General features: G+C 72.3%; 21 protein-coding genes. 12 read left to right on the top strand and 9 right to left on the bottom strand.

All coding sequences use genetic code 11. From position 1 onward, the window contains the following. Positions 1 to 134 precede the first annotated feature (134 nt). On the top strand, positions 135 to 848 hold the full coding sequence (locus tag OU416_RS00205) for a DJ-1/PfpI family protein (protein WP_270924698.1): 714 nt from the start codon (positions 135 to 137) through the stop codon (positions 846 to 848). On the opposite strand, the gene OU416_RS00200 is transcribed toward OU416_RS00205, so the two are convergent. Next, the gene (locus OU416_RS00200) at positions 837 to 2,069 is read right to left on the bottom strand and encodes a hypothetical protein (protein ID WP_270924697.1); all 1,233 of its coding nucleotides are present in this window, start codon (positions 2,067 to 2,069) and stop codon (positions 837 to 839) included. The two genes, OU416_RS00205 and OU416_RS00200, sit on opposite strands and share 12 nt — an antisense overlap. 101 nt (positions 2,070 to 2,170) lie before the next feature. Then, positions 2,171 to 2,791, bottom strand: coding sequence for a TetR/AcrR family transcriptional regulator (locus OU416_RS00195; RefSeq protein ID WP_270924696.1), 621 nt, complete (start codon positions 2,789 to 2,791; stop codon positions 2,171 to 2,173). Positions 2,792 to 2,900: 109 nt separating this feature from the next. Between OU416_RS00195 and OU416_RS00190 the strand changes: the two genes are divergently transcribed. The 6 genes from OU416_RS00190 to OU416_RS00165 all read left to right on the top strand — a co-directional run bounded on the left by OU416_RS00190 (position 2,901) and on the right by OU416_RS00165 (position 6,946). Next, positions 2,901 to 3,905 carry an LLM class oxidoreductase gene (locus OU416_RS00190; protein WP_270924695.1) on the top strand — a complete coding sequence of 335 codons (1,005 nt, stop codon included), beginning with the start codon at positions 2,901 to 2,903 and terminating at the stop codon, positions 3,903 to 3,905. Beyond that, entirely contained in the window at positions 3,902 to 4,396 is a 495-nt protein-coding gene (locus OU416_RS00185; RefSeq protein ID WP_270924694.1) for a flavin reductase family protein, read from the top strand. The genes OU416_RS00190 and OU416_RS00185 overlap by 4 nt, the downstream gene beginning before the upstream one ends. Beyond that, entirely contained in the window at positions 4,393 to 4,866 is a 474-nt protein-coding gene (locus tag OU416_RS00180; RefSeq protein WP_270924693.1) for a methylated-DNA--[protein]-cysteine S-methyltransferase, read from the top strand. The genes OU416_RS00185 and OU416_RS00180 overlap by 4 nt, the downstream gene beginning before the upstream one ends. Before the next feature lie 149 nt (positions 4,867 to 5,015). Beyond that, entirely contained in the window at positions 5,016 to 5,282 is a 267-nt protein-coding gene (locus OU416_RS00175) for a hypothetical protein (protein ID WP_270924692.1), read from the top strand. A gap of 71 nt (positions 5,283 to 5,353) precedes the next feature. Further along, the gene (locus OU416_RS00170; protein WP_270924691.1) at positions 5,354 to 6,103 is read left to right on the top strand and encodes an enoyl-CoA hydratase-related protein; all 750 of its coding nucleotides are present in this window, start codon (positions 5,354 to 5,356) and stop codon (positions 6,101 to 6,103) included. A gap of 114 nt (positions 6,104 to 6,217) precedes the next feature. Next, the gene (locus OU416_RS00165; RefSeq protein ID WP_270924690.1) at positions 6,218 to 6,946 is read left to right on the top strand and encodes an alpha/beta fold hydrolase; all 729 of its coding nucleotides are present in this window, start codon (positions 6,218 to 6,220) and stop codon (positions 6,944 to 6,946) included. 24 nt (positions 6,947 to 6,970) lie between these two features. Here OU416_RS00165 and OU416_RS00160 read toward each other — a convergent pair whose 3' ends face one another. From OU416_RS00160 to OU416_RS00135, 6 genes are read right to left on the bottom strand one after another with little or no spacing between them, the layout of a single operon-like run. Then, the gene (locus tag OU416_RS00160) at positions 6,971 to 7,960 is read right to left on the bottom strand and encodes a glycoside hydrolase family protein (RefSeq protein ID WP_270924689.1); all 990 of its coding nucleotides are present in this window, start codon (positions 7,958 to 7,960) and stop codon (positions 6,971 to 6,973) included. Between the two features lie 28 nt (positions 7,961 to 7,988). Continuing rightward, positions 7,989 to 9,263 carry a TRAP transporter large permease subunit gene (locus OU416_RS00155; RefSeq protein ID WP_270924688.1) on the bottom strand — a complete coding sequence of 425 codons (1,275 nt, stop codon included), beginning with the start codon at positions 9,261 to 9,263 and terminating at the stop codon, positions 7,989 to 7,991. A 7-nt stretch (positions 9,264 to 9,270) separates the two neighbouring features. Continuing rightward, on the bottom strand, positions 9,271 to 9,903 hold the full coding sequence (locus OU416_RS00150) for a hypothetical protein (RefSeq protein WP_270924687.1): 633 nt from the start codon (positions 9,901 to 9,903) through the stop codon (positions 9,271 to 9,273). Beyond that, positions 9,900 to 12,023, bottom strand: a complete 2,124-nt coding sequence (locus OU416_RS00145) for a hydantoinase/oxoprolinase family protein (protein WP_270924686.1) — start codon at positions 12,021 to 12,023, stop codon at positions 9,900 to 9,902. Before OU416_RS00145 ends, OU416_RS00150 begins: the two co-directional genes overlap by 4 nt. A gap of 14 nt (positions 12,024 to 12,037) precedes the next feature. Further along, positions 12,038 to 13,660, bottom strand: coding sequence for an FAD-dependent oxidoreductase (locus OU416_RS00140; RefSeq protein ID WP_270924685.1), 1,623 nt, complete (start codon positions 13,658 to 13,660; stop codon positions 12,038 to 12,040). Positions 13,661 to 13,673: 13 nt separating this feature from the next. Then, on the bottom strand, positions 13,674 to 14,723 hold the full coding sequence (locus OU416_RS00135) for a LacI family DNA-binding transcriptional regulator (protein ID WP_270924684.1): 1,050 nt from the start codon (positions 14,721 to 14,723) through the stop codon (positions 13,674 to 13,676). Positions 14,724 to 15,167: 444 nt separating this feature from the next. On the opposite strand from OU416_RS00135, the gene OU416_RS00130 reads away from it, so the two are divergent. Genes OU416_RS00130 through OU416_RS00120 form a run of 3 tightly spaced genes read left to right on the top strand, consistent with a single transcriptional unit; the run spans position 15,168 to position 17,802 of the window. After that, on the top strand, positions 15,168 to 15,902 hold the full coding sequence (locus tag OU416_RS00130; protein WP_270924683.1) for a hypothetical protein: 735 nt from the start codon (positions 15,168 to 15,170) through the stop codon (positions 15,900 to 15,902). Between the two features lie 23 nt (positions 15,903 to 15,925). Beyond that, entirely contained in the window at positions 15,926 to 17,140 is a 1,215-nt protein-coding gene (locus tag OU416_RS00125; RefSeq protein WP_270924682.1) for a sensor histidine kinase, read from the top strand. Continuing rightward, the gene (locus OU416_RS00120) at positions 17,137 to 17,802 is read left to right on the top strand and encodes a response regulator (protein WP_270924681.1); all 666 of its coding nucleotides are present in this window, start codon (positions 17,137 to 17,139) and stop codon (positions 17,800 to 17,802) included. The genes OU416_RS00125 and OU416_RS00120 overlap by 4 nt, the downstream gene beginning before the upstream one ends. On the opposite strand, the gene OU416_RS00115 is transcribed toward OU416_RS00120, so the two are convergent. Beyond that, complete coding sequence (locus OU416_RS00115) at positions 17,774 to 19,180, bottom strand: MFS transporter (RefSeq protein WP_270924680.1); 1,407 nt, start codon at positions 19,178 to 19,180, stop codon at positions 17,774 to 17,776. The genes OU416_RS00120 and OU416_RS00115 overlap by 29 nt on opposite strands. 416 nt (positions 19,181 to 19,596) lie before the next feature. On the opposite strand from OU416_RS00115, the gene OU416_RS00110 reads away from it, so the two are divergent. Continuing rightward, on the top strand, positions 19,597 to 20,718 hold the full coding sequence (locus OU416_RS00110; RefSeq protein WP_270924679.1) for a protein phosphatase 2C domain-containing protein: 1,122 nt from the start codon (positions 19,597 to 19,599) through the stop codon (positions 20,716 to 20,718). Continuing rightward, positions 20,715 to 21,794 (top strand): hypothetical protein, encoded by a 1,080-nt coding sequence (locus OU416_RS00105; RefSeq protein WP_270924678.1) that lies wholly within the window; start codon positions 20,715 to 20,717, stop codon positions 21,792 to 21,794. Before OU416_RS00110 ends, OU416_RS00105 begins: the two co-directional genes overlap by 4 nt. Positions 21,795 to 21,803: the final 9 nt, after the last annotated feature.

Here is a 21,803-nt window from a genome sequence, read left to right as displayed (position 1 = left end):
TCCTGCTTCCCTTCCCGAGGGTGTGTTCGCCGATAGGACGAACCGGCGGACGGACCTGTGACAGCGGTGACGCGCATCGCAGGATTTCGGCCACGGCCGCGGCGGCGGCCGGGCGTGCGGTTCACGATGAGCGCATGGCTGATGAGAAGACGATCGCGTTCGTGCTCTACCCCGGCTGCACCATCCTCGATCTGGTGGGGCCGCTGCAGGTGCTGTCGATGTTCTCCGCGATGCGCCCGGAGTTCCGGGTGGTCGTGGTCGCCGAAGAGCTGGCGACCTACGACACCGACACCCCGCTGCAGGTGCGCGCCGACCGCACCTTCGCCGACGTGCCCGCACCGGACGTGGTGGTGGTGCCGGGCGGTGGCACGCCGACGCTGCGCGCGGTGATCCACGAGCCCCTGCTCGCCTACCTGCGCGGCGTCGCACCTGGTGCCGATCTGATGACATCGGTGTGCACCGGCGCGCTGATCTTGGGGGCCGCCGGGCTGCTGGAAGGGCGCCGGGCCACCACGCACTGGTCGGTGCTCGACGTGCTGGCCGAGTTCGGCGCCACCCCGGTCGGCGAGCGCTGGGTGCAGGACGGGCCGGTGCTCACCGCTGCCGGTGTCTCGGCGGGCATCGACATGGCGCTGCACCTGGTCGAGGAACTGGCCGGCGCGGAGGCCGCGCGGTCGGTGCAGTTCGGCATCGAGTACGACCCGGAACCGCCGCACGGCGGGCTGGAGTGGTCCGAGGCGCCGAGGGCGCTCTACGCGACTGTCGTCGAGCAGTGGCTGCAGGACGGCCTCGGAACGCATCCGCTCGCCGAACGCCTCGCGGCGCGGCTGAACGGATCAGCCGGCTGAGACCAGCACGATGGCGATCCCGGTGTAGACCACCATGAGCGTGACCATCGGGTACTGCCCGGAGCGCAGGTCGTCCGCGCGCACCACGCGCAACGCGCGGTCGTGCGCGGACACCACGCCCATCACGTGCCCGAGCACGATCGCGCCGACCTGCACCGCGGAGATCACCGCAGGTCCCGGCACCGCGTAGTCGACCGAGGCCCCGCCGACGCCGAGCAGGTCCCAGCCCCGGCCGAACGGGTCGGTGGCCAGCAGCCAGCCCAGCTGCCCCTCGAAGACGGCGAACGAGAAGTAGTGCGCCACGCCGTACCCGACCATGATCGGCACCATCGGGCAGGTGAACTCGTCATCCACAGTGGACACACCTGGCCGGAGGTACGCGCTGGTCGTCCTGATCGCCTCGCGGTAGGCGCGGACGTTCAGCACGAGCAGCACCGCCAGCGCCGCGGTGGCCAGCAGCGAGGTGACCGGTTGCCGGATCAGGCCGGTGAGATCGGTCCACAGGGGCAGCCCGCTGAAGCCGTCGAACATCGCCCCGCCCAGCACCACCAGCACCAGCCGCCCGTCGGCACCGCGGCCGAACGGCGACATCGCGGCGATCAGCCCGGAGTACACCTCGAAGGTGTCCGCCTGCGCGAACCACCGCGGCCCGAACAGCGCGCCGCCGATCGCGTGCACCGCGGCGTAGATCGTCACGAAAACCGCGACGGCACGCGGCGAATCCGGGTGCGGGGAGGCCAGCTCCAGCCACAGGAACGCGATCATCCCACCGACCGCCACCACGTTTCCCGCACCATCGGAGCGCAACTCGCGCCGCACGCCGCGCGGGAGGCAGCTGCGGACGATCGCGGCCAGCGGCCGCACCGGGTTCACCAACCGCCAGAACGGCCCGAAGAGCAGCGAGGCCGGGATCAGGCCGACCCAGAACCACACGTAGAACCAGACCGGCGCCGGGTTGTGCGAATCGTCGGCGCCGAACCACGCCACCGCCAGCAGCACGCCGAATGCGATCAGGCCTCCGGCTCTCAGCAGCGCGCGAGTGATCCGCGCGTCCGCCAGTCCCGCCAGCGGAAGCGGCACCTCACGCCCGGCGCGCGGCTTGGGCCTCAGCGCGGAGACCGCGAAGAAGGCGATCAGCACCGCCGCTGCTCCGGCGTAGAGCGCCAGCCAGAGCGGCACCGGCAGATCCGATCGCTCGCCGAGCCCGTGGGCCAAGTTCATAGCCGTTCCTCTCCCCTCGCCTGTCGGAGAGCAGACGAAGGAGGTCGGCCAGGTGTGACAACCTCACGGACCGGCGGTCATCGTGTCCACATCGGACCGGTTCACTCCGGGTCGGCCGAGCGCTCCTGCAGGCGCACGAGCTGGGCCAGGTGCTCAGCGGCGGTGCGCAGCGGCTGATCGGTGGCCGACACCCGGCACAGCAGCTCGGCGCCTTCCATCGTGCTGATGATCGTGCACGCCAGCGCGCGGGCCGCCGCTTCGGCGATGCCGCCCGCCGTGAGCTTGTTCGCGAGCAGGTTCTGCCAGTGCTGCAGCGACTCGTCGGAGGCGCGCTGGATCTCCGGCGACGCGCCGATGGTCTCCAGCGCCGCAGCCGCGACGGGGCAGCCGTCGGTCCACTCCGACTCGCGCAGGCTGTCGGCGAGCAGCAGGGCGCAGGCCGCTACCGCATCGGCGGGATCCGGCGTGCTGTCCAGGCCGGATCGCAGCAGCTCGGTGAACTCCTCGGCTCCGTAGCGCAGGGCCTCGGCGGCGAGCTGCTCCTTGCCGCCGGGGAAGAAGTGGTACACCGAGCCGGGCGTGACCCCGGCTTCCGCGCCGATGCGCTTGATCGAGGTGCCCTCGTAGCCCTGGCGCTGCAGGAACAGGGCGGTGGCACGCACGATCCGGGTCCGGGTGTCGACGACCTCGGCCGCCTCGGTCTTCTTCGCCTGCGCTCGCACCCGGCCAGCCTACTCGAGTGAACGTTCATTCCAGAAGCATCCCGGTTGAACGTTCGTTCAAGAGCCCGCTAGGCTCCCGGTTGAGCGTTCGTTCAAGTGGAGGTTTCCCATGCCTGAAGCAGACTTGCTGGCCGAGCACCCCGGGTTCCGGACCATGTTCGCGCCCGGCAGGCTGACGGTCGGACTGTTCCTGCCGCTGTGGCCCTACACCGGGGACATGGCCGGGATGGCCGGGCAGGGCGAGGCGATCCGGCAGGCCGACGATGCCGGGTTCGCGGCCATCTGGGTGCGCGACGTCCCGCTGTTCGACCCCGGTTTCGGCGACGTCGGGCAGGTCTACGACCCCTGGACCTACCTGGCCTGGCTCGCCGCGCACACCCGCAAGGCCGCGCTGGCCGCGGGCAGCGCCATCTTCTCGCTGCGCCACCCGGTGGACCTGGCCAAGCAGGCGGCGTCCCTGGACCACCTCTCCGGCGGCAGGCTGGTGCTGGGCATCGCCTCCGGCGACCGCCCGGCCGAGTTCCCCGCCTACGGCGTCGACTTCGAGTCGCGAGGTGAGCGCTACCGCGAGGCGGTGCAGATGTTCCGGGCGCTGCTGGAGTCGACCAAGCCCACCATCTCCTCGCCGCTGGGCAGGATGCAGGGCGTCGACCTGCTGCCCAAGCCCGTCAGCGGGCGGATCCCGCTGCTGGTCACGGGCTCCTCCCGGCAGACACCGGAGTGGATCGCCGAGCACTCCGACGGCTGGCTGGTCTACCCGGGCGTGACGGTCAACGCCGAGGGCACGACCGCGCTGGGCCAGCGGGCCGCCGCCTGGCGCGAGCTCATCCCCGGCGGGCGGTTCAAACCGGTGGCCACCAACGAGTGGATCGACCTGGTCGAGGACCCGAAGCACCCGCCGACCCCGCTGCGCGGCGGCTTCGTGCTGCGCACCGGCACCGAAGGTCTGCTGGAGCTGCTGCACCGCTGGCAGGACGCGGGCATCAACCACGCGGCGCTCGGCGTCCAGCACGGCAGGCGGCCCGCGGCGGAAGCCGTCGCGCAGCTCGCCGAGGACGTCGTGCCGCACTTCCCGGCGCTGGCCGCGCCCGCACCGAAGGACCCGGTCTGGTGACACCGCAGCCCACCGCGGAGGTGTTCCGGCAGGCGATGCGCCGCCTGCCCACCGGCGTCGCCGTCCTCACCACCCGCGGACCGCACGGCATGACGATCAACTCCGCGCTGTCGGTCTCGCTGGATCCGCCGACCCTGCTCGTGGCGATCGGGCACCGCACCCGCACGCACGGCCTGCTGGCGCACGCCGAGTCGTTCACCGTGAACGTCCTCGGAGCCGGGCAGCGCGCGCTGGCCGCGCACTTCGCCGGGCGGCGGGCGGTGGGCGAGTTCGGCGGCCTGGACTGGTACCCCTCCCCCGTCACCGGCGACCCGGTGCTGACGGGCAGCCCGGTCAGCATCGACTGCCGGATCGACCGGCGGATCGAGGCAGCGGACCACACCCTGCTCCTCGGCGCCGTCCGCCACGTCCACAGCACCGGCGGCGCGAACGATCCGCTGGTCTTCGCCGGTCGCGACTACCGGCGGCTGGCCGCGGAGCCGGTGAGATGACGCTGGGTGCCGAGTCCCTGGACACGCCCGTCGGCCCGTTGTCGCTCGTCACCGACGAGGACGGCGTGGTCGTCGCCTGCGGGTTCGCCGACACCAGCGCGGCGCTCTTCGCCTCGCTGGGGCTGGCGGCGGCCCCGACCGCGCCGAGGGAACAGGAGAGCACTGCGCTGGCCTCGGTGCGGGCGTACTTCGGCGGTGAGCTCACCGCCATCGACACCGTCGAAGTGCGCCAGCCCGGCACTCCGCTCATGCAGGAGACCTGGCAACGGCTGCGGGCCCAGCCAGCGGGCGCGCCGCTGACCTACCGCGAGCTCTCACCGGGAGCGCCGCGGGCGGCTGGGCGGGCGTGCGCGATCAACCGGATCGGGCTGTTCGTGCCCTGCCACCGGGTGCACCGCAGCGACGGGAGCCTCGGCGGGTACAGCTGGGGGCTCGACGTCAAGCGCTGGCTGCTCGACCACGAAGGCTGAAGAACGTCCCGGGGACGTGGGTCCCGCCCGCGCCCCCGGGACTACTCAGGGGACCGGAGCCGCGTGATTGAGTAGTTCAGCCCGCCCGCCGGACCAGTGGCGCCCGTCACAGTGGAGGCAGCTCACAAGGCATTCGACGGATCGGGGTCGTGACCATGTTCCCTCTGCAGCAAGAGCCCGAAGCACCGCTGGTGTCCTGCCTCCTGGACGAGCTCGACCGCCGCGCCAAGCTCGCCGAGCTCTGCATGAACCACGCGCTCGAACAGCAGCGCTGGGACCTGGTGCGGCGGCACCGCCGCGAAGCGCTCGTCGTCCAGGCCGAGATCCGCCGCAGGCTGGACGCCCTGGAGGACGCGCCCGGCCACGTCGGCACTCGACTGGGTGAACGAACCGGGGACGCCGTCGGCTTCTGCTGATCCCGGCAGCACCTAGAATCCCGGCTTGACCGCCTGCGGTGACCGACAGCGCCGAGCCGAGGAGCGAGATCGTGGCAGTGCGAGTGGAACGGGAGGGCGCGGTCCAGGTCCTCACCATGGACCGGCCGGAGCGGCGCAACGCCTTCGACGGCGCGATGACCCAGGCCCTCGACGCGGCGTTGAACGAGTTCGAGGACGACGACTCGGTGCGGGCGGCGGTCCTCACCGGCGGCCCGGACTTCTTCTCCGCGGGCACCGACGTCCGCGTCTGGGCCGGTGAGCCCACCGAGCGCGGCGGCCCGTACGGGATCGCCAAGCGCCGGCTGTGCAAGCCGCTGATCGCCGCGGTGGAAGGTGCCGCGGTCGGCGGCGGGTTCGAGATCGCGCTGGCCAGCACGATGATCGTCGCCTCGCGGACGGCGCACTTCTCGCTCCCGGAGGTCGGGCTCGGCCTGGTCGCCGAGTGCGGCGGCCTGTTCCGGGCCCCGCGAGCGCTGCCGCTGAACGTGGCCAGGGAGATGCTCCTCACCGGTGAGCGGCTGCCCGCCCAGCGCGCCTACGACCTGGGCCTGGTCAACCGCCTGACCGAACCGGGTTCGGCCGTCGCGGAAGCCCTCGCCATCGCCGAGCGGATCGCCGGGCACGCCCCGATCGCGGTCCGGGAAACCCTGCGCGCGGTCGAGGCCGCCTATCCCGCCAACGACGACAGCCGCTGGATCGACACCGCCGCCGCCAAGGAAGGCGCCAGGTCGTCGGCCGACGCGGCCGAAGGCGTCGCCGCCTTCCTGGCGAAGCGGCCGCCGCGCTGGACCGGCAACTGAGCACAGTGGACCGATCGCGCGCTGCCTTGACCGCACCCGGCTTCGCCGGAGAGGATCGGAGCTCTGCTCGCACGACGGCCGTCGCGGCGTCCGGACCGGACCGAGGTTCATTCGGTGATCACCACATCTGACGGAATCCGCCTCGACGCGCAGTGGCACCGGTCCGGTGCCGACACCGTGGTGCTGGCGCACGGGATCACCGGCGATCTGGACGAGCAGGGCCTCTTCCCGGCGCTCGCCGACCGGCTCGTCGCGGCGGGTTTCTCGGTGCTGCGGTTCTCCTTCCGCGGGCACGGCACCAGCGCGGGCCTGCCGCGCGAGATGACGATCGCGGGCGAACTGCTGGACCTGCGGGCGGCGGTGGAATCGGCGGGGCGCCCGGTGTCGGTGGTGGCGTCGAGCTTCGGCGCGGTGAGCACCGCGCTCTCGCTGAGCGAGCTGCCCATCGAGTCGGTCGTGCTGTGGCAGCCGGTTCTCGACCTGCGCCGGACGTTCCTGCGACCGGAGCTGCCGCGCGGGCGGCAGCTCTACGGCGATCTGAGCTCGTTGCAGGAGAAGGGTTTTCTCGACGTCGAAGGCCGGTTCGAGCTGGGTGCGCGGCTCTTCGAGGAGTTCGCCGAGCTCGACCCGCGCGCCGCGTTCCTCGCCAGCGGCATCCCGGCGCTCGTCGTGCACGGCGATGCCGATGAGCACGTCTCCTACGACGTCGCGCGCGAGACGGCGAGCCTGCGGGACGGCACCGACTGGCACCGCGTTCGCGGTGGCGGGCACGGTTTCCGGGGCGCGGCAGGCGAAGTCGTCGAGGTGACCGCGTCGTGGCTGCGCGGCCAGGCCGCCCGGTAGCCGGACCGGACGGCCGTCACGCGGTCAGCCGCGGGCCACGGCGATGACGCCTGCCAGCCGCTCCCCGGCTTCGTAGACCATGTACGGCACTCCCCGATCCGTGCCGAAGGCCGGTGCCGCCGCACGCCCGTTCTCCGGTTGCGCGGCGGAGGAGTCGTAGAAGATCCCGAGGTGCTCGCGCCGGGAGAAGTCGTTGCCCACCTCGGTGATGAGCACGTTGCCGCCGCTGCCCTTGTCGGTGTGGTAGACGACGTAGGTGCTGTCGTTGCGGTGCAGCAGGTGTCCCCCGCCGACGTCCTGCGCTCCGACCGCGGCGTGGTCGATCAGCGGTTCCGGGTCGAAGGTCCAGTCGCGGCCGTCGGGCGACCACCCCCAGCAGATGTCGCGGTGGTTGGCCGTGGTGTTGTGCATGAAGAGCATCACGAAGCGGGCCTCGCGCGCGGGCAGGTCGTGCCGGAACACCCTGGCGTAGCTGGTCTCGGTGGTCCCCTCCGGCATCATCGAGGCGTTCAGCACGACCTTGTCGTAGCTGAAGCGGATGCCGTCCTTCGAGCGCGCGAGGCGGGTGGTGGTGTTCTCCCCGTGGAAGTACAGCCACAGCTCCTTCGACTCGGCGTGCCACATCACGTGCGGGGACGAGACGTGGCTGACCTCGTAGTGCGGCTTCCACACGTTGGAGACGATCGGGTTGTGCGGGTGCTCGGTGAACGGTCCCTCCAGCGAATCCCCGTACGCCAGGCAGATTCCGCCCGGCTTGTCGTGCGGGGCGTAGTAGAGGTAGTAGCGGCCGAGCGGGTCGCTCAACCGGTCGTAGACGCCGCGCACGCACGGGAAGATGATCTCGCCGGTCGGGTTGTACTTGAGCTGCTCGGGCCGGAGCAGGGTGCTCAGGTGGCGGTAGTCGGGGAAGCCGCCGGGGGCGGCGGCCGCCTGACGGGTGCCGAACCCGCCGACGGCGAACAGCGCACCGCCTGCCATCGCGGCGCCGAGAAGACTGCGACGATCCAGTTCCACGGAAGGTTCCTCCACTTCGGACGGTGGATCACAAGGTGGTGGCGGCGGTGACGCACAAGCCGCCGAGCGCGACGCACCACACGTAGGGCAGGGTGCGCAGCATCACTCGCTGCGGGCTGATACCGGCGTACTGGGCGGCCCACACCGTCTGGGTGCTCGTCGGGTCGGACACGCCGAAGACCTGGTTGTACGACGCGGTCAGGCCCAGCACCGCCACGGCCGGGTAGATGCCCGCCGCGATCAGCACGCCCGCGATCCCGGCACCGAGGCCGTAGACGTTGAGCGGCCCCCGGTACAGGCACAGCGGCACCAGCAGGGTGAAGACCAGCACGAAGACGACCGGGTGCTCCGGGGCCACGGCCCCGACCAGCGGGTTGAGCGCCTCGATCGCACCGGGCAGCTTGACCGCCTCCAGCAGGATGCCGATGGCGACGAACAGCACGATGGGCGGCGCGGCGATGTCGAAGGAGGCGTAGAGGGTGCGCAGCATCCGCTGGTTCATCTCGGCCGGTCGCGTCGTGGTCACCAGCGCGTAGAGCACACCGGCGAGCATCGCCGGGATGATCGCGACCTCGAAGCCCAGCGCCAGGACCAGCGGGACGGCGGGTGCCAGCAGTGCGTACCAGGGCGCGTCCCCCAGGCGACGGGCGCGCACGCGCCCCGGGGCCGAGGTCAGCGACCAGGTGTGCTCGACACCCCTGCGGCGGGTCTCCACGAACACGAACAGCACCGCGAAGACCAGGGCGAACGGGAACAGCTTGAGCATGAAGCCGCGCACGGTGCCGACCGGCAGTTCCAGCGCGGTGGAGAAGAACTGCCAGATCGGCAGTTCGAAGGGCACGCCGACGGCGATGCCCATCAGGATCGTCCCGGCCGCGGTCGTCTTGGGCACGCCGACCGCGATCATCGCCGGGATGCCGATGATGCCCGCCATCATCGCGGCGGGTGCCGAGCCGGTGACCGTGCCGACCAGCGCGGAGACGACCAGCACGCCGAGCGCGACGGTGGTCGGGCGGTCGCCGCCGAACTCGACGATCTTGCGGACGAGGGTGGCGGCGATGCCGGTCTCCTCCATGAGCTTGCCCAGCCAGGAACCGATCAGCACCGCGAGCATGGTGGTGGCCAGCGCGGGCGCTCCTTCCTGGAGCACGGTGTCGATGATGCTCTCCTCGCCGGTGAGCGGCGCGCCCGCGAGGATCGCGATGCCGATCCCGAGCAGGACGAGCGCGAAGGCGGTGGGCAGCTTGCGGGCGAGCATCAGCCCGACGCCGGCGAGCATGAGCACGAGGATGGCGATTCCCACGTGGGCTTCACCCCTCTCTGAGGGCCAGGACCGCGCTGGTCAGCGCGGCGGTGAGCAGGATCGGGGTGCGGCCCAGGCCGACGGCGGCGCCCGCGTAGCCGTGCGCGGCGACCTCGTCGGCGCCCGCGACGTGCCCGAAGAACCGGAAGCGGCCGAGGCTCAGCGAGACGTGCCCGAGGCGGTGGCGGAGCGCTCGGCGCGCTCCGGTGTCGTGCAGGCGCGCGTGCGCCTGCTCGTGGGCGAGCGCGGCCGCGCGCAGCGAACCGGGCGGAAACCACTCCTGCCAGCCGAGGAACGCGCTCAACTCCTCGCCGAGCTCGATCGCGTCGACGTAGAGCTCCACAGTGGACACAGGTCGGGATAGGTAGCGGGCCAGCAGTCCTCGTTCAATCCCGCCTTCGCATTCGACCGCTGCGGGCGAAATCCCGTCCGCCGCTCCACCGCGAGCGAGTCCGGCACCGTACCCGGTGGCCAGCTCCGCCCAGCGGGCCAGCAGCGCCGGGTCCCGCGCTTCGTGAGTCGGCGTGCTCGCCAGCAGGCGGGTGGCGAGCTCGACATCGGTGAGCGCGGCCAGTCGTTCGCACTCCGCGACCAGCTCGTCCCGGCGTGCGGCGGTCAGCCGCGAGGTCGTGGCGGTCATGAGCGCGCCTCCAGCACCGCCACCACCGGCTCGTCCGCCGCGCGCGAGCGCAGTTCGCTGCGGGCCAGGGCCAGCAGCGGGCCCGCCTCCAGCACGCCGGAGAGGTCGGCGATCCGGGAGCCGAGCAGCAGGCGCAGCGACGGAGCGCGGACACCACCGTCCCCGTAGGTGGTGCTCTCGCGGATCAGCTCCGCCAGCACCTCCGGCGCCTGGCCCGCCGTGGTGGTGGCGACGCGGGCGTTCGCGGCGTGCAGGCGCACGACGCCGTCGGCGTCCAGGACGCGCACCGGGTGGTGCGGTTTGCGGAAGCGGCGGCGCTTCTCGGCGCCGAAGACGGTGTGCGCGTCGGTGGTGGCGAGCACCCGGACCCGCTGCGGATCGGTCTTGAGGCTCTCCGCGGCCGCGGTGCGGAGTTCGGTGTCGTCGACGCGGCGGGCGCGGTCCTGGGTGCGCAGTTCGGTGGCTCCAGTCGCGATGGCACGCACGGTGTTGGTCTGCGGATCGACCGTCACCTCCACTTCCACCGCGCCGGGCGCGGCACCCTGCGCGACGACGGCCGCTTCGGCTTCGTTGCGCACGCCGAGGACGTGCTCCTGGGTGGCGCCGGGGATGATCCGCTCGACCTGCTCGCGGACCAGCGCGAGCGCCACGCCCAGCGGGCTGATCACCTCGCTGTGCTCGGCGATCCGGCCGGTCAGCCCGGTGCTGCCGGCCAGGTGCGGCGTGACCGAAGCCGCGCCGCCTCCCCCGCCGACGAGCACGACGGTGTCGCGGTCGAGCCGGTAGTCGCGGATCATCGCGTCCACGACGGCGCGGACCTGCTTGACACCGGCGTCCAGGACCCGCCTCGCGGCACCGGCCACGTCGGTGTTCAGCGCCTCGGCGAGCAGGGCCAGCGCGATCCGGGCCGATTCCGGTTCGCCCGCGGCGAAGTCCCCTTCGGGAACCCGGCCCAGCGCGTTGGCGGCGCAGGTCATGGTGATGGCGAAGCGACCACCGGCGGCGTCGACGGCCGCGTAGTCACCAGGGTCGCCCGCCAGCGGACTGGTGGCGACGAGCTTCGCCTCCCGCAGCTCCGCCGGATTCGCGAAGCAGGCGTAGGGCAATCCGGCGATGTGGGCGCTGCGCGGTCCGACACCGCGCACCGCACCGTCGCCGAGCCGGATCATCGAGCCGCCGCCGACACCGACGGTGCGCACGTCCAGTGCCGACAGGTACGAGGACTTGCCCAGGATGGTGGCGTGCCGGACCGCGACCTTGCCGCGGCGGATCACGCTGATGTCGGTGGAGGTGCCGCCGGTCTCCAGGAACACGCCATCGCTGACCCGCTCCTGCATCAGCGCGCCCGCCACGCCCGCGGCCGGGCCCGACAGCACGGTCAGCAGCGGGCGCCGTCGCATCTCCGTCAGCGACATCACCCCGCCGTCGCACCGCATCACCATCAGCGGCGCGGTCATCCCGGATGCGGTGATGCTCGATTCCACCAGGTTCGCGGTGGCCAGCATCTTCGGCAGGATCGCGGCGTTGACCACCGCGGTGCGGGTGCGCTTGCGCAGGCCGTACAGCGAGGTGATCTCGTGCGCGGCGGTCGTGGGCAGCCCGCGAGCACCGGCCGCGGCCAGCACCGCCTGCTCGCCGTCGGGCAGGTCGACGCTGAACGGCTCGCTGGCGACCAGCACCTCGGCTCCAGCGGCGGTGACCTGGTCGACGGCGGCGCGGACACCGGCAGGATCGCCGGGGTCATCGACGTGCGCGTAGTGCAGCGGAAGCCGTTTGCCCGGCGCGAGTTCGAGGTTCCCGAGCCCGGCGAGCCGCTTCGTCGCGACGGCTCCCGGCCCGCTGCCGATGCCGATCAGCCCCACCGGGGCCACATCGCCTTCGAGCAGGGCGTTGGTGGCCTGGGTCGTGCCGTGCGCGAGGAAGGCGACGTCCTCGGCGGCGCAGCCGACCTCGTCGAGCAGCCGGTTCAGCGCCGTCACGATGCCGTGCGCGACCCCGTCGGCGTGGTGGTGCGTGGTGGGGACCTTCACCTGGGCGAGCAGCTCCAGCGTGGCCGGGTCGACCGCCACCGCGTCGGTGAAGGTCCCGCCCACGTCGATGCCGACGCGGATCCTGGTCATGGGGCACCTCCCGTTCAGTAGCCGCGGACGTCCGGCCAGTGGCGCTGGACACCTGTCCGGTCGAGCAGCCGGGCGAACTCCTCGAACCGCTTGCCGTCTTCCCGCACCTGGTGCGGCGGCACGTTCTCCGCCAGGCAGTGCGCGGCGAGCGCGCCCGCCACCTCGCCGACGTTCCACTCCACGGGGTGCAGGCGGTAGCAGCCGTTGGTGATGTGGGTGGTGCCGATGTTCTTGCCCGCGGGCAGCAGGTTCCCGACGCGGCGCGGCAGCAGCGCGCCCAGCGGGATCTCGAAGGGCACCGAACCGATGTCGACGTAGTTGTCGCCGCCGGTGGAGGGGTGCAGGTCGATGCGGTAGCTGCCGACGCCGACGGAATCGGCGTAGCGGGTGCCGCCGCGCGGTCCGACCAGATCGATGGCCACGTCGCGCTCGGTGACCGTGGTGACGGCCTTGATGCGGCGGGATTCGCGGATGTAGGCGGCTTTGGCCAGCCCGTCCGCGGTACCGGTGATGTCGGGCCGCAGCTTCAAGCCCGGGAAGCCCGTGCCCCCGTCGGAACGCGGCGCCTCGGTCTGCAACCAGTGCAGGACGGACAGGGACAGCTGCCGGGCTTCGGCCAGCGCGTCCCGGGCGGTCTCCTCGCCCGCGCCGATCAGCGGTTTGAGCCAGTAGTCGTTGAGCGGCCAGTTGACCAGGGTGATGTCGGAGTCGAAAGCGCCGCGCCGGTGCAGGTTCCGCGCCAGGATGCGCCGGAACCCCCACAGCTCCTTGTCCCCCGCGTCCGCGCTCTGGTCGGCGTCCACGGCGAGCGGGTCGACGTCCGGGTTCGGCTCGAACGTGCGCGGCACCGCTTCGAGCGTGCGCGGGTCCGGGGCGAGGAAGCCGATCAGCGGGCCGGGCCAGAAGTCCGGCCGGTAGGAGCGCCAGAAGTCGTAGTCGGCGGGCCGGTCGGTGGTGTGGTCCTCGCCGTCGTGGTGCGAGAGCGCGAAGCAGAAGGTGATGCCCTGCTGGTTGAGCGGATCGGCGATCTCGGGGGCGTGCGGCTCGTCGTGCTCGTCGCGCGCCTCGGCACCGGTCGCGTGCTCGACACCGGCCAGCTCCAGCAGCTCACCGGTCTCGGTGGCGTCGATGACGTACCGGGCCGCGATGGTCCGCCGGGTGCCGTCCCGGACGTCCTCGACGGTGACCGCCCGGACCAGGTCGCCGTCGGTCTCCGCGGCGACCGGCCGCTGCTCGGTGAGCACGGTCAGGCGCCCGGCGGAGCGGTGCTGCGCGAGCATCGCCTCGATCACGGCCAGCGCCACGCGCGGCTCGTGGCACAGCTTGCTGACCCGGCCTGCGCCCGGGTTGAGGTTCACCAGCTCCCCGGCCTGCGCCCGCAGCGGGTACCACTGGCGGTAGTGGGCGCGGATGCCCTCGCGCAGCGCCCGGTAGGAGGCGGTGACGCCGAACTGCTCGACCCACGGGTGCTCGTCCGGCGGAACGGCCTGCGAGGTGAGCTGCCCGCCGAGCCAGTCGGTCTCCTCGGTCAGCACGACGGAGCGCCCCGCCCGGCAGGCGGCCAGCGCGGCGGCCACGCCGCCGAGCCCGCCGCCCACGATCAGGACCTCGGTCTCCCCGGGAGTGCGAGTGGTCATCTGGTCGGCCTCCTCAGTGGGTTCGGGAACGAGCCGGGCCTGCCGTGCGGCCCGGGCGGAAGGTGCAGGGCACCAGGGGTTCGGTGGCGTCGTCCCCGGTCAGCAGCGCGGTGGCCATCCGGACCGCGGCCGATCCGAGTTCGGCCCGGGGGACGTCGAAGCCGGTGGGTTGCGGCCGCCCGGCCAGGTCGGCGGGCGGAGAACCGAGCAGTGCCAGGGAGATCTCGCCCGGCACGTCGAGCCCGGCGCCGTCGACGGCGGCCAGCAGCTGCCGCCACGCCGCGCCGGTGTCGGTCTCCTCGGCGACGAACGCGGTGATCCCACCGGCCACCTGGGCGCGCACCCAGTCCGGCGTGATCTCGGCAGCCGGCCGCGAGGTGCGCACGACCGCCGCGACGTCCGCGACGCCCAGCCCGGCCATCCGGAACCCGCGTTCGCGGTCGTCGGAGGCCGGCGCGTCATCGGCCTCGCGGACCAGCACGATCCGCCGGTGCCCGAGACCGGCGAGGTGCCGCACGACCTCGGCGCTGGCGCTGACGTAGTCGACGCCCACCCAGGCCAGGCCGTCGAGCTCGTCGCGCCGTCCGATGTGGACGGCCGGGTACCCGTCGGCCACCAGGCGGCGCAGCTCGTCCTCGGGGATGTGCCGACCGAGGAACAGGCATCCGTCGGCCATCCGGACCCGTTGCGGCGCACCGGGTTGCGCGGCCTTCGAACTGGCGCCGGTGAACAGCACCAGGTCGTAGCCGCGGGCCACCGCCTCGCGCTCGACGCCGACCAGGATCGGGTAGTACGAGTGCTCGACGTCGACCGGGAAGGTCGAGGTGAAGCTGAACACGCCGAGCAGGTTGTTGCGGGCCCTGGCCATCCGCCGCGCCGCCGGGTCGGGCACGTAGCCGAGCTCGCGAGCGGCGGCGAGCACCCTGGCCCGGGTGTCCTCGTGCAGCGCGATGCCCTGCTTGTTCCCGCCGAGCACCAGCGACACCGTCGTCTGCGACACCCCGGCCAGCCGGGCGACCTCCGTTTGCCGCGGCCTGCCCCGCCGTCCCGCGCTGGATGCCATCGCCACTCCTGACTAATGCGCATTAGCCGGTGCGGTGCGGCACCCGGCTCTGGATGCGGATCAGCGAGCACCCTGCCGCCCGGCGTTTCCGCACGTCAAGAGCAATCGGGGGCTAATATCCAGCTAATTGCCCGAAGTGCTCCGAGCGGCTGCCCGAATCCTCGATCCGGCCCGGATTTCCGCAGCGCGCGGGACGTCGGGCTGGACCGGAGGCGAGCGGTACGACCACGGTCCGATGTGCAGGTGTGGTCCCTGCTCCGACGACGCGGCCCGTGCGGCGGCGGCATCGTTGCGCCATGACACCCCTTGTGTCAACAAGGGGCAGGAGTCCTGCTCAACCGCACCTCAGGGGACCGTGATGCAACCCAGCCACAAGAAACCGCAAAACGCGAGAACAACGCCAAACGCAACCACCGCTGAAAATCGCGGAGAGGCGGGACAGCCATGACCGTCACGACTCCGTCGATCGCCGTTGCCGACCCCGTCTTCCCGGGACGCTGGGTGGGCGGCGCCTCCCTCGTCCTCGGCCCCCTGCTGCTGCTCACCGGCGTCCTGCTGCGCCTGCCCTTCGACTTCTTCTTCCCCGCGCAGCTGAACGCCCACCAGCACCACCCGGACCTCATGACGGTCTCGTACAGCTTCGCGTCCGCCGGGTGGGTGCTGCTCTGGCCGGGAGTCGTGCTGCTCGCCGCCAGGATCGGCGAGAGGTTCCGGGAACTCGCGCTGTGGGGCGGTGCGCTCACGGTTCTCGGCCTGTTCGCTCGCACGTTCCACGCCGGTGTGGATCACCTGGCCTTTCAGCTGGTGGCCGTCCGGGGAGCGGAATCGGCGACGCGAACGGTGAGCGAGACCTACGGCGCGTTCCACGTCTTCAGCACGTTGAACGCGGCCATCATGGGCGGCTGGCTCCTGCTGGCCATTGGCGCATACCGCTCCCGAATCCTCGGCCCGGTTCGCGCGGTGGGCCTGGCCCTGGCGTCGGCGATGCCGCTGGGGGTGCTGAAAGGAACGACCCCGCTCTCGGTCGTCGCCGCTGCGGGACTGTGCCTCGCGCTCGTCCCGCTGGGCGTGGCCGCAGTGCGCAGCGGGCCGAACCCGCGGGCGGCCGCGGTCGCCGGACGGCTTCTCCTGCTGATCGCCGCGGGCACCGCGATGTTCCTCTTCGGTCAGGCCGGATGAGCGGCCACCGGTATCGTCGGGCGATGCGCGGAACGGGGCAGCACCTGCGGATCGGCGCGCACCTGCTGGCTGTCGACGTCTGTCTGGCGGCCGTCGTGACAGCCGGTCATGCGGCAATGGCCGAGCAGGACGTCGCAGACGGTCTGCCCCGGTTCTCCGGTCCGTGGTGGCTGGGCTGGCTGGTGGCCGTCTGCGCCGGGATGCCGCTGGCCGTTCGGCGCCTGTGGCCGCTGCCCGCCCTGGCCGTGGTTCTCGGCGCTTCGGTGACGGCGACGCTGCTCGACATCACCCGCGACCCCTACATCGCCGCAGCGCTGGCCGTCTACGCGGTGGCGCTCATCGAGTCGGCACGCCGGGCTTCGGCGGCGCTCGCCCTGACCTTGGTCGTCTCGGCGGCCGCGGTCATCACCGGCGAAGCGGCGCTGACGCCATCCGGCCCGTGGGCGGAAGCCGCCGCAACTGCCGTCCTCGTCTGGCTGCTCATCGGGACCGCCTGGGCCGCGGGCCGTCTCGTCCGGGAACGAAGATCCCGAGCGGCCCGCAGGGAGCGCCGCCTCGCGGAGGAGGCCCTGACCGAAGAACGCCTGCGCATCGCCAGAGAACTGCACGACGTCGTCTCGCACAGCCTCAGCGTGATCGTCGTCAAGGCAGCGGTCGCCAACCACGTGGCCGAGGCACGCCCCCAGGAGACGCGCGATGCCGTCCAGGCGATCGAGCAGACCGGCCGGGAAGCGCTCACCGAGATGCGCCGTGCCCTGGGAGTCCTGCGCGGCGAAGCCACTGGCGAACCCGTCTCGGCGGAGACGGCGCCGCCGCCCGGGATGGACGACCTGTCCGCTCTCGTCCAGCGCGCCGAGCGGGCCGGAGTTCGCACCGAGCTCCGCACCCGGCTGGCCGCCGACCTCCCCGCGGGGACGGCGCTGACCGTCTACCGGATCGTGCAGGAGGCCCTGACGAACGTGGTCAAGCACGCCGGCGGCGGAACGCGTTGCCAGGTGACGATCACGGTCGACTCGCGAGGAGAAGCGCACGTCGAAGTGGTGGATGACGGTGCAGCGGCGCCCGACCAGGCGGGACTCAGGGGCGGGCACGGGCTGGTCGGGATGCGCGAGCGCGTGATGATGTACGACGGGACGTTGGCCGCCGGGCCGCGGCCCGGCGGCGGGTTCGCGGTGTCGGCCCGCCTCCCGCCCGAACCTCGCGGCACGGCCCCGGGCCGGAAGGAGAGAACCGCATGAGCGAACCGATCCGGGTGCTCGTCGCCGACGACCAGTCCCTGCTCCGGGGCAGCTTCCGGGTGCTCATCGACACCGCTCCCGGGCTGACCGCGGTGGGCGAGGCAGGCACCGGTGCCGAAGCCGTCGAGAGCGCGCAGCTGCTCCGCCCGGACGTGGTGCTGATGGACATCAGGATGCCCGGCATGGACGGCATCGAGGCGACGCGGCGCATCGCCGGAACTGCCGGGACGCGCGTGCTCATCCTCACCACCTTCGACCTCGACGAGTACGTGTACGGCGCGTTGCGCGCCGGGGCAGCGGGATTCCTGCTCAAGGACGCCACTCCCGAGGTGCTGCTCGCAGGCATCCGCACCGTCGCCGCCGGGGAGTCCCTCCTCGCCCCTTCGGTGACCCGGCGCCTGATCGCCGAGTTCGCCCGGCTTCCCCGCGCGCCGGGCACCTCGCTGGAGGGCCTCACGGATCGTGAGCGCGAGGTTCTGGTGCTCGTGGCGCGCGGCCTCTCCAATGCCGGCATCGCCGACTACCTCCACCTCAGCAACGGCACCGTCAAGACCTACATCGGCCGCCTGCTGAGCAAGCTGCGGGCGCGGGACCGCGCGCAGCTGGTGATCAGCGCCTACGAGTCAGGGCTCGTCAGCGTCGCTCGTCGATCGGCTGAGTGAGTTCTTCCAGCGAGCGGGCTCTGCTCTCCGGGCCGAAGACCAGGACGATCACCGCGGCGATCGCGAACAGCCCGGCGAAGGTCACGAAAGTGCCCGTGTAGCCCCACAGTCCGACGATCAGCGGCACCGAGATGGGCGCCACGACCGCCGCGGCCCGGCCCAGCGTCTGCGCGGTGCCGACGCCGGTCGCGCGGACCTGGGTCGGGAAGAGCTCGGGCGTGTAGGTGTTCAGCGCCGTCGCGATGCTCTGCAGACCCATCTGCATCACCGCGCCGAAGCCGACGACCACCCAGAAACCGGTGGCGTAGCCGTAAGCGAGCGCGCCGACCGTCACCAGGACCAGCGCGGCGGCGAGCGTGAGCTTGCGCCCGATTCGGTCCATGAGGCGGCCCGCCAGGTAGATCGACGGCAGCGCGGCCAGGCCCATCAGCGCACCGGCCGCGATCGAGCTCGCGACGCTCATCCCGCGGTCCACCAGCAGCTTGCCCACCCAGGTGCTGATGCCGAAGAACGGGAACATCACCATCAGCCACATGGCCCACCCGAATGCGGTGCGGCGCAGGTTCTCCCGCGCGAACAGCGCTCCCAACCCCGGCTGGGCGGGTAGGGCCTGCCTTTCGGCGACACGAGGTTCGGGGACGGGCAGCGGCGCCCCGTGCGCGGCTTCGACCTGCTGCTCGAACCGGCTCATGACGGCATCGGCCTGCGCGTGCTCGCCGCGGCTTTCGTACCAGCGCGGCGATTCCGGGAAGCTCCGGCGCACGTAGAGGGCCAGCCCGGCGACGGCGAACATGACGCCGAACATGAGCCGCCACCCCAGGCTCGGCCCGGCCACCGACACCACGCCCCACGCGATGAAGTTCGACACCACCACCCCGAACGCGCCGAGGACGACCAGCTGGCTGTTCGCGCGGGCCCGGCGCGCCGCCGGGACGAACTCGGCGAGCAGCGTGAAGGCCACCGGCAGCTCGGCGCCCAGCCCGATGCCGGTGATCAGCCGCAGCACCGCGAAGGACTCCAGGTCCCAGGCGAAAGCCGTCAGCAGGCTCGCAACGCCCCAGACGAACATGCTGCTGACCAGCACCGTCCGCCGACCGATCCGGTCGGCGATCGCGCCCGCCGCGGTGGCCCCGATCGCCATGCCCACGAACACCGAACTGGCCACGAGACCTGCCTGCGCCCCGGTCAGCCCCAGGTCCTGGCTCACCGGCGCGAGCAGGAACGACTGCATGCTGAGGTCGACGGCGTCCACCAGGTAGCACAGCGCGAGGACCCGGACCAGCTTCTTCTGGTAGCCCGTGAAGGGCAGCCGTTCGAGGCGGTCGCCGACGCCAGGAGCCTCGTTCGGCGCCTCGCTCCGCGAGGGGAAGGATGTCACGGTCCGCACCTTTCGTCGTCGACCGGACGCATCCGGCGGGAAGGGTGTGCTCCTCGCCGAGTATCGGGGCGACGCGGTCGATCTCGAGCACGATCCGGCAGCCGGTGCGCCACCGTTTCCCCTGCTCCGCCCGATCCGCAGAGCGAACGGGCAGCACGCGGCGGCCCAACCGGTCTGCCCGAACGGACCAACCGGTCTGCCCCCGCAGCCGCACCTCGATCCATCACATCGCAGAAGACGTCCTCGTCACCCGCTCCCCACAGTGGACACGTCCCGGCGCCGGAACTCGGTGCGCCGGAGCCGAACCGGTTGGGCCGAATGAAGGAACATCGGGGAAGACGTGGCCGACCGCCGCCGATCGTCCACTACCATGTGATCTTCATCTCGTGGGGTTCACGATGCGGGCTGGGGCGAGAATGGGCCGAGCCATCAGAAGGTCTCGCACCTGGTCGGCGGTGCTGGTGATCGGTGCGGCCTTCCTGGAACTGTACTTCCTCCCGGAGCAGTGGCTCTCCCGGCTGGTCGTCGCCGTGCTGGCCCTGGCCGGGGCGGTCATGGGCGGGCTGGCCCTGCGGGGCAGTCCGGCGAAGGCCCGGGAGATCGTGGTGCCCGAGCGGATTCCCCCGGCACCGCCCGTCCCGGTGCGCGAGCCGCCACCGGCGCGGTTCCCCGGCGAGCCGGGGCCGCCGAGGTTCGGCAGGGGTTCGAAGGCCCAGGCACTGCCGTGGTTGCTGCCCGCGCACGCGGTGTACCCCGGGATCGCCGCGGACGAGGCCCAGCTCGGCGACCTCGCGGTGCGCGCGGCCTCCGTCGTCGGCCCGGGGCACCGCTGCGAAGAGCCCGTGGTGCCCCGCCAGGACGCCTACCGGCTCGGCCGGGACGACGACGGCCGGTACCTCATCGCCGCGGTCGCCGACGGGGTGTCCAGCAGCCGGTCCGCGGAGCTGGGCGCGACCGTGGCGGTCAGCACGGCCATCACGATCCTGCGCGAGCGGCTGAACACCGCGCCGGGTCCTGAAGCCCTGGCCGCGACGGAGATCTTCAGCGGGGTGGCCGCGCAGATGGCGGACACCGCCGCGTCCCGGAACCTGCGCGGCTCCGACATCTGCGCCGCCCTGGTGATCGCCGTGATCCCGGCTCGACCGGCACCCGGTGAGCGGGAGATGTGGGTCGCGTGGGTCGGTGACTCCTCGGTGTGGACGCTCCGGGACGGCGCGTGGTCCTTCGCTGCGGGCGACGACAAGCGCACCACCGACGGCGTGGAGTCCAACGCGGTGGCGCACGTCCTGCCGGACGACCCGATGACGGTCACCAGCAGGAGGATCCGGCTGCGCAACGGCGACGTGGTGGGCCTGATGACCGACGGTGTCGGCGACGCGCTGGCCACGCTCGGCGAGGCGAACGAGCACTTCGCGAGGAGGTGGGCCGCTCCGCCGCCGGCGACCGCGTTCGCCGACGACGTCGGCTACGACGCGGAGCGGTTCATCGACGACCGCACCGCGGTGGCGGTCTGGGTGGGCATCCGGGAGGCGCGATGACGAGCTCCTGGCCGCTGTCCACCGTGGTGGGCCTCGACGAGCTGGCACCGCTGCAGCGGACGATCAGCGACGGAGCGGGCCAGAGCACGGGAATCCACCCCATCGGCGACCACCCCGGCTGGCTGGCCAAGCTCTACCGAACTCCCGGCGACCGCAGCGAGGCGACCCGGCTCGACGAGCTGATCGCGCTGCCCGGAACCATCGGCGCCGAGGACTCCGCGACGCTGAGCACCAGCACGTCGTGGCCGGTGGCCCGCATCACCGACGGCGACGACCTCGTGCGCGGTTGCGTGATCCCGGCCGCCCCGGACAGATTCCGCCAGGACGGCGACCAGGACTTCCGCGAGATCGACACGCTGGCCAGGACCGCCGAGTCGTTCGCGCGGCACGGCCTCCGGACGCCGAGCAGAGCGGACCGGCTCCGGGTCTGCCGGAACCTGGTGCGCGTGGCCGAGGTGCTGGAGCGCCACGAGCTCGTCTACTCCGACTGGTCCTACTCCAACGCCTTCTGGTGCCACGCCGACGCATCGGTGTTCGTGATCGACATCGACGGCTGCGGCACCGGCTCGGTCCCGAACATCGCCCAGCCCAACTGGGACGACCCGCTCACCCCGCGGCCGGAGGACGCCGACGCCTGCACCGACCGGTTCCGCGTCGCGCTGCTCGTCACCCGCTGCCTCACCGGGCAACGGGATCTGACCGTCGCGCTCAACGATCTGGCCGAGTCGGACGGTCTGGGCAACCGCGGGCTGCGGGAGGTCCTGCTCGACATGCTGCTCAGCGAGGATCGCGCGCGGCGGCCCTCGCTGGCCGAGCTCGGCACCGTCCTCGCAGGCGGTCTCTACGCCCGCTTCGGCGCTCCTCCAGCGCGGAGCCAGATCCCGGACCGGCCCGCGCCGGCGCCCCCGGTCACCGTCGCGAGCGCTGCCCCTGGAACGAACGTCGACTGGAAGACCCCCGCCACGACGTCGAGCCCGAGCAGCGGCACACCCCAGCGGGAAACCGCGCTCATCGGGATCTTCTTCGGCGTGGTGGTGCTGGTGCTCCTGGTCGTGATCATCGCGAACAACGCGTAGGAGGAGACG

The organism is Saccharopolyspora indica, assembly GCF_027853965.1.
Lineage (GTDB): Bacteria > Actinomycetota > Actinomycetes > Mycobacteriales > Pseudonocardiaceae > Saccharopolyspora > Saccharopolyspora indica.
Note: the sequence above shows the minus strand (reverse complement) of the source record. Positions and strands in the feature narration are given on the sequence as shown.

What these genes read in the sequence shown, in the direction of transcription:
- OU416_RS00205 (WP_270924698.1), top strand. Translation starts at nt 135, where the DNA reads ATGGCTGATGAGAAGACGATCGCGTTCGTGCTCTACCCCGGCTGCACC.
- OU416_RS00200 (WP_270924697.1), bottom strand. Translation starts at nt 2,069, where the DNA reads ATGAACTTGGCCCACGGGCTCGGCGAGCGATCGGATCTGCCGGTGCCG.
- OU416_RS00190 (WP_270924695.1), top strand. Translation starts at nt 2,901, where the DNA reads ATGCCTGAAGCAGACTTGCTGGCCGAGCACCCCGGGTTCCGGACCATG.
- OU416_RS00180 (WP_270924693.1), top strand. Translation starts at nt 4,393, where the DNA reads ATGACGCTGGGTGCCGAGTCCCTGGACACGCCCGTCGGCCCGTTGTCG.
- OU416_RS00150 (WP_270924687.1), bottom strand. Translation starts at nt 9,903, where the DNA reads ATGACCGCCACGACCTCGCGGCTGACCGCCGCACGCCGGGACGAGCTG.
- OU416_RS00145 (WP_270924686.1), bottom strand. Translation starts at nt 12,023, where the DNA reads ATGACCAGGATCCGCGTCGGCATCGACGTGGGCGGGACCTTCACCGAC.
- OU416_RS00140 (WP_270924685.1), bottom strand. Translation starts at nt 13,660, where the DNA reads ATGACCACTCGCACTCCCGGGGAGACCGAGGTCCTGATCGTGGGCGGC.
- OU416_RS00135 (WP_270924684.1), bottom strand. Translation starts at nt 14,723, where the DNA reads ATGGCATCCAGCGCGGGACGGCGGGGCAGGCCGCGGCAAACGGAGGTC.
- OU416_RS00130 (WP_270924683.1), top strand. Translation starts at nt 15,168, where the DNA reads ATGACCGTCACGACTCCGTCGATCGCCGTTGCCGACCCCGTCTTCCCG.
- OU416_RS00125 (WP_270924682.1), top strand. Translation starts at nt 15,926, where the DNA reads ATGCGCGGAACGGGGCAGCACCTGCGGATCGGCGCGCACCTGCTGGCT.
- OU416_RS00120 (WP_270924681.1), top strand. Translation starts at nt 17,137, where the DNA reads ATGAGCGAACCGATCCGGGTGCTCGTCGCCGACGACCAGTCCCTGCTC.
- OU416_RS00110 (WP_270924679.1), top strand. Translation starts at nt 19,597, where the DNA reads ATGGGCCGAGCCATCAGAAGGTCTCGCACCTGGTCGGCGGTGCTGGTG.
- OU416_RS00105 (WP_270924678.1), top strand. Translation starts at nt 20,715, where the DNA reads ATGACGAGCTCCTGGCCGCTGTCCACCGTGGTGGGCCTCGACGAGCTG.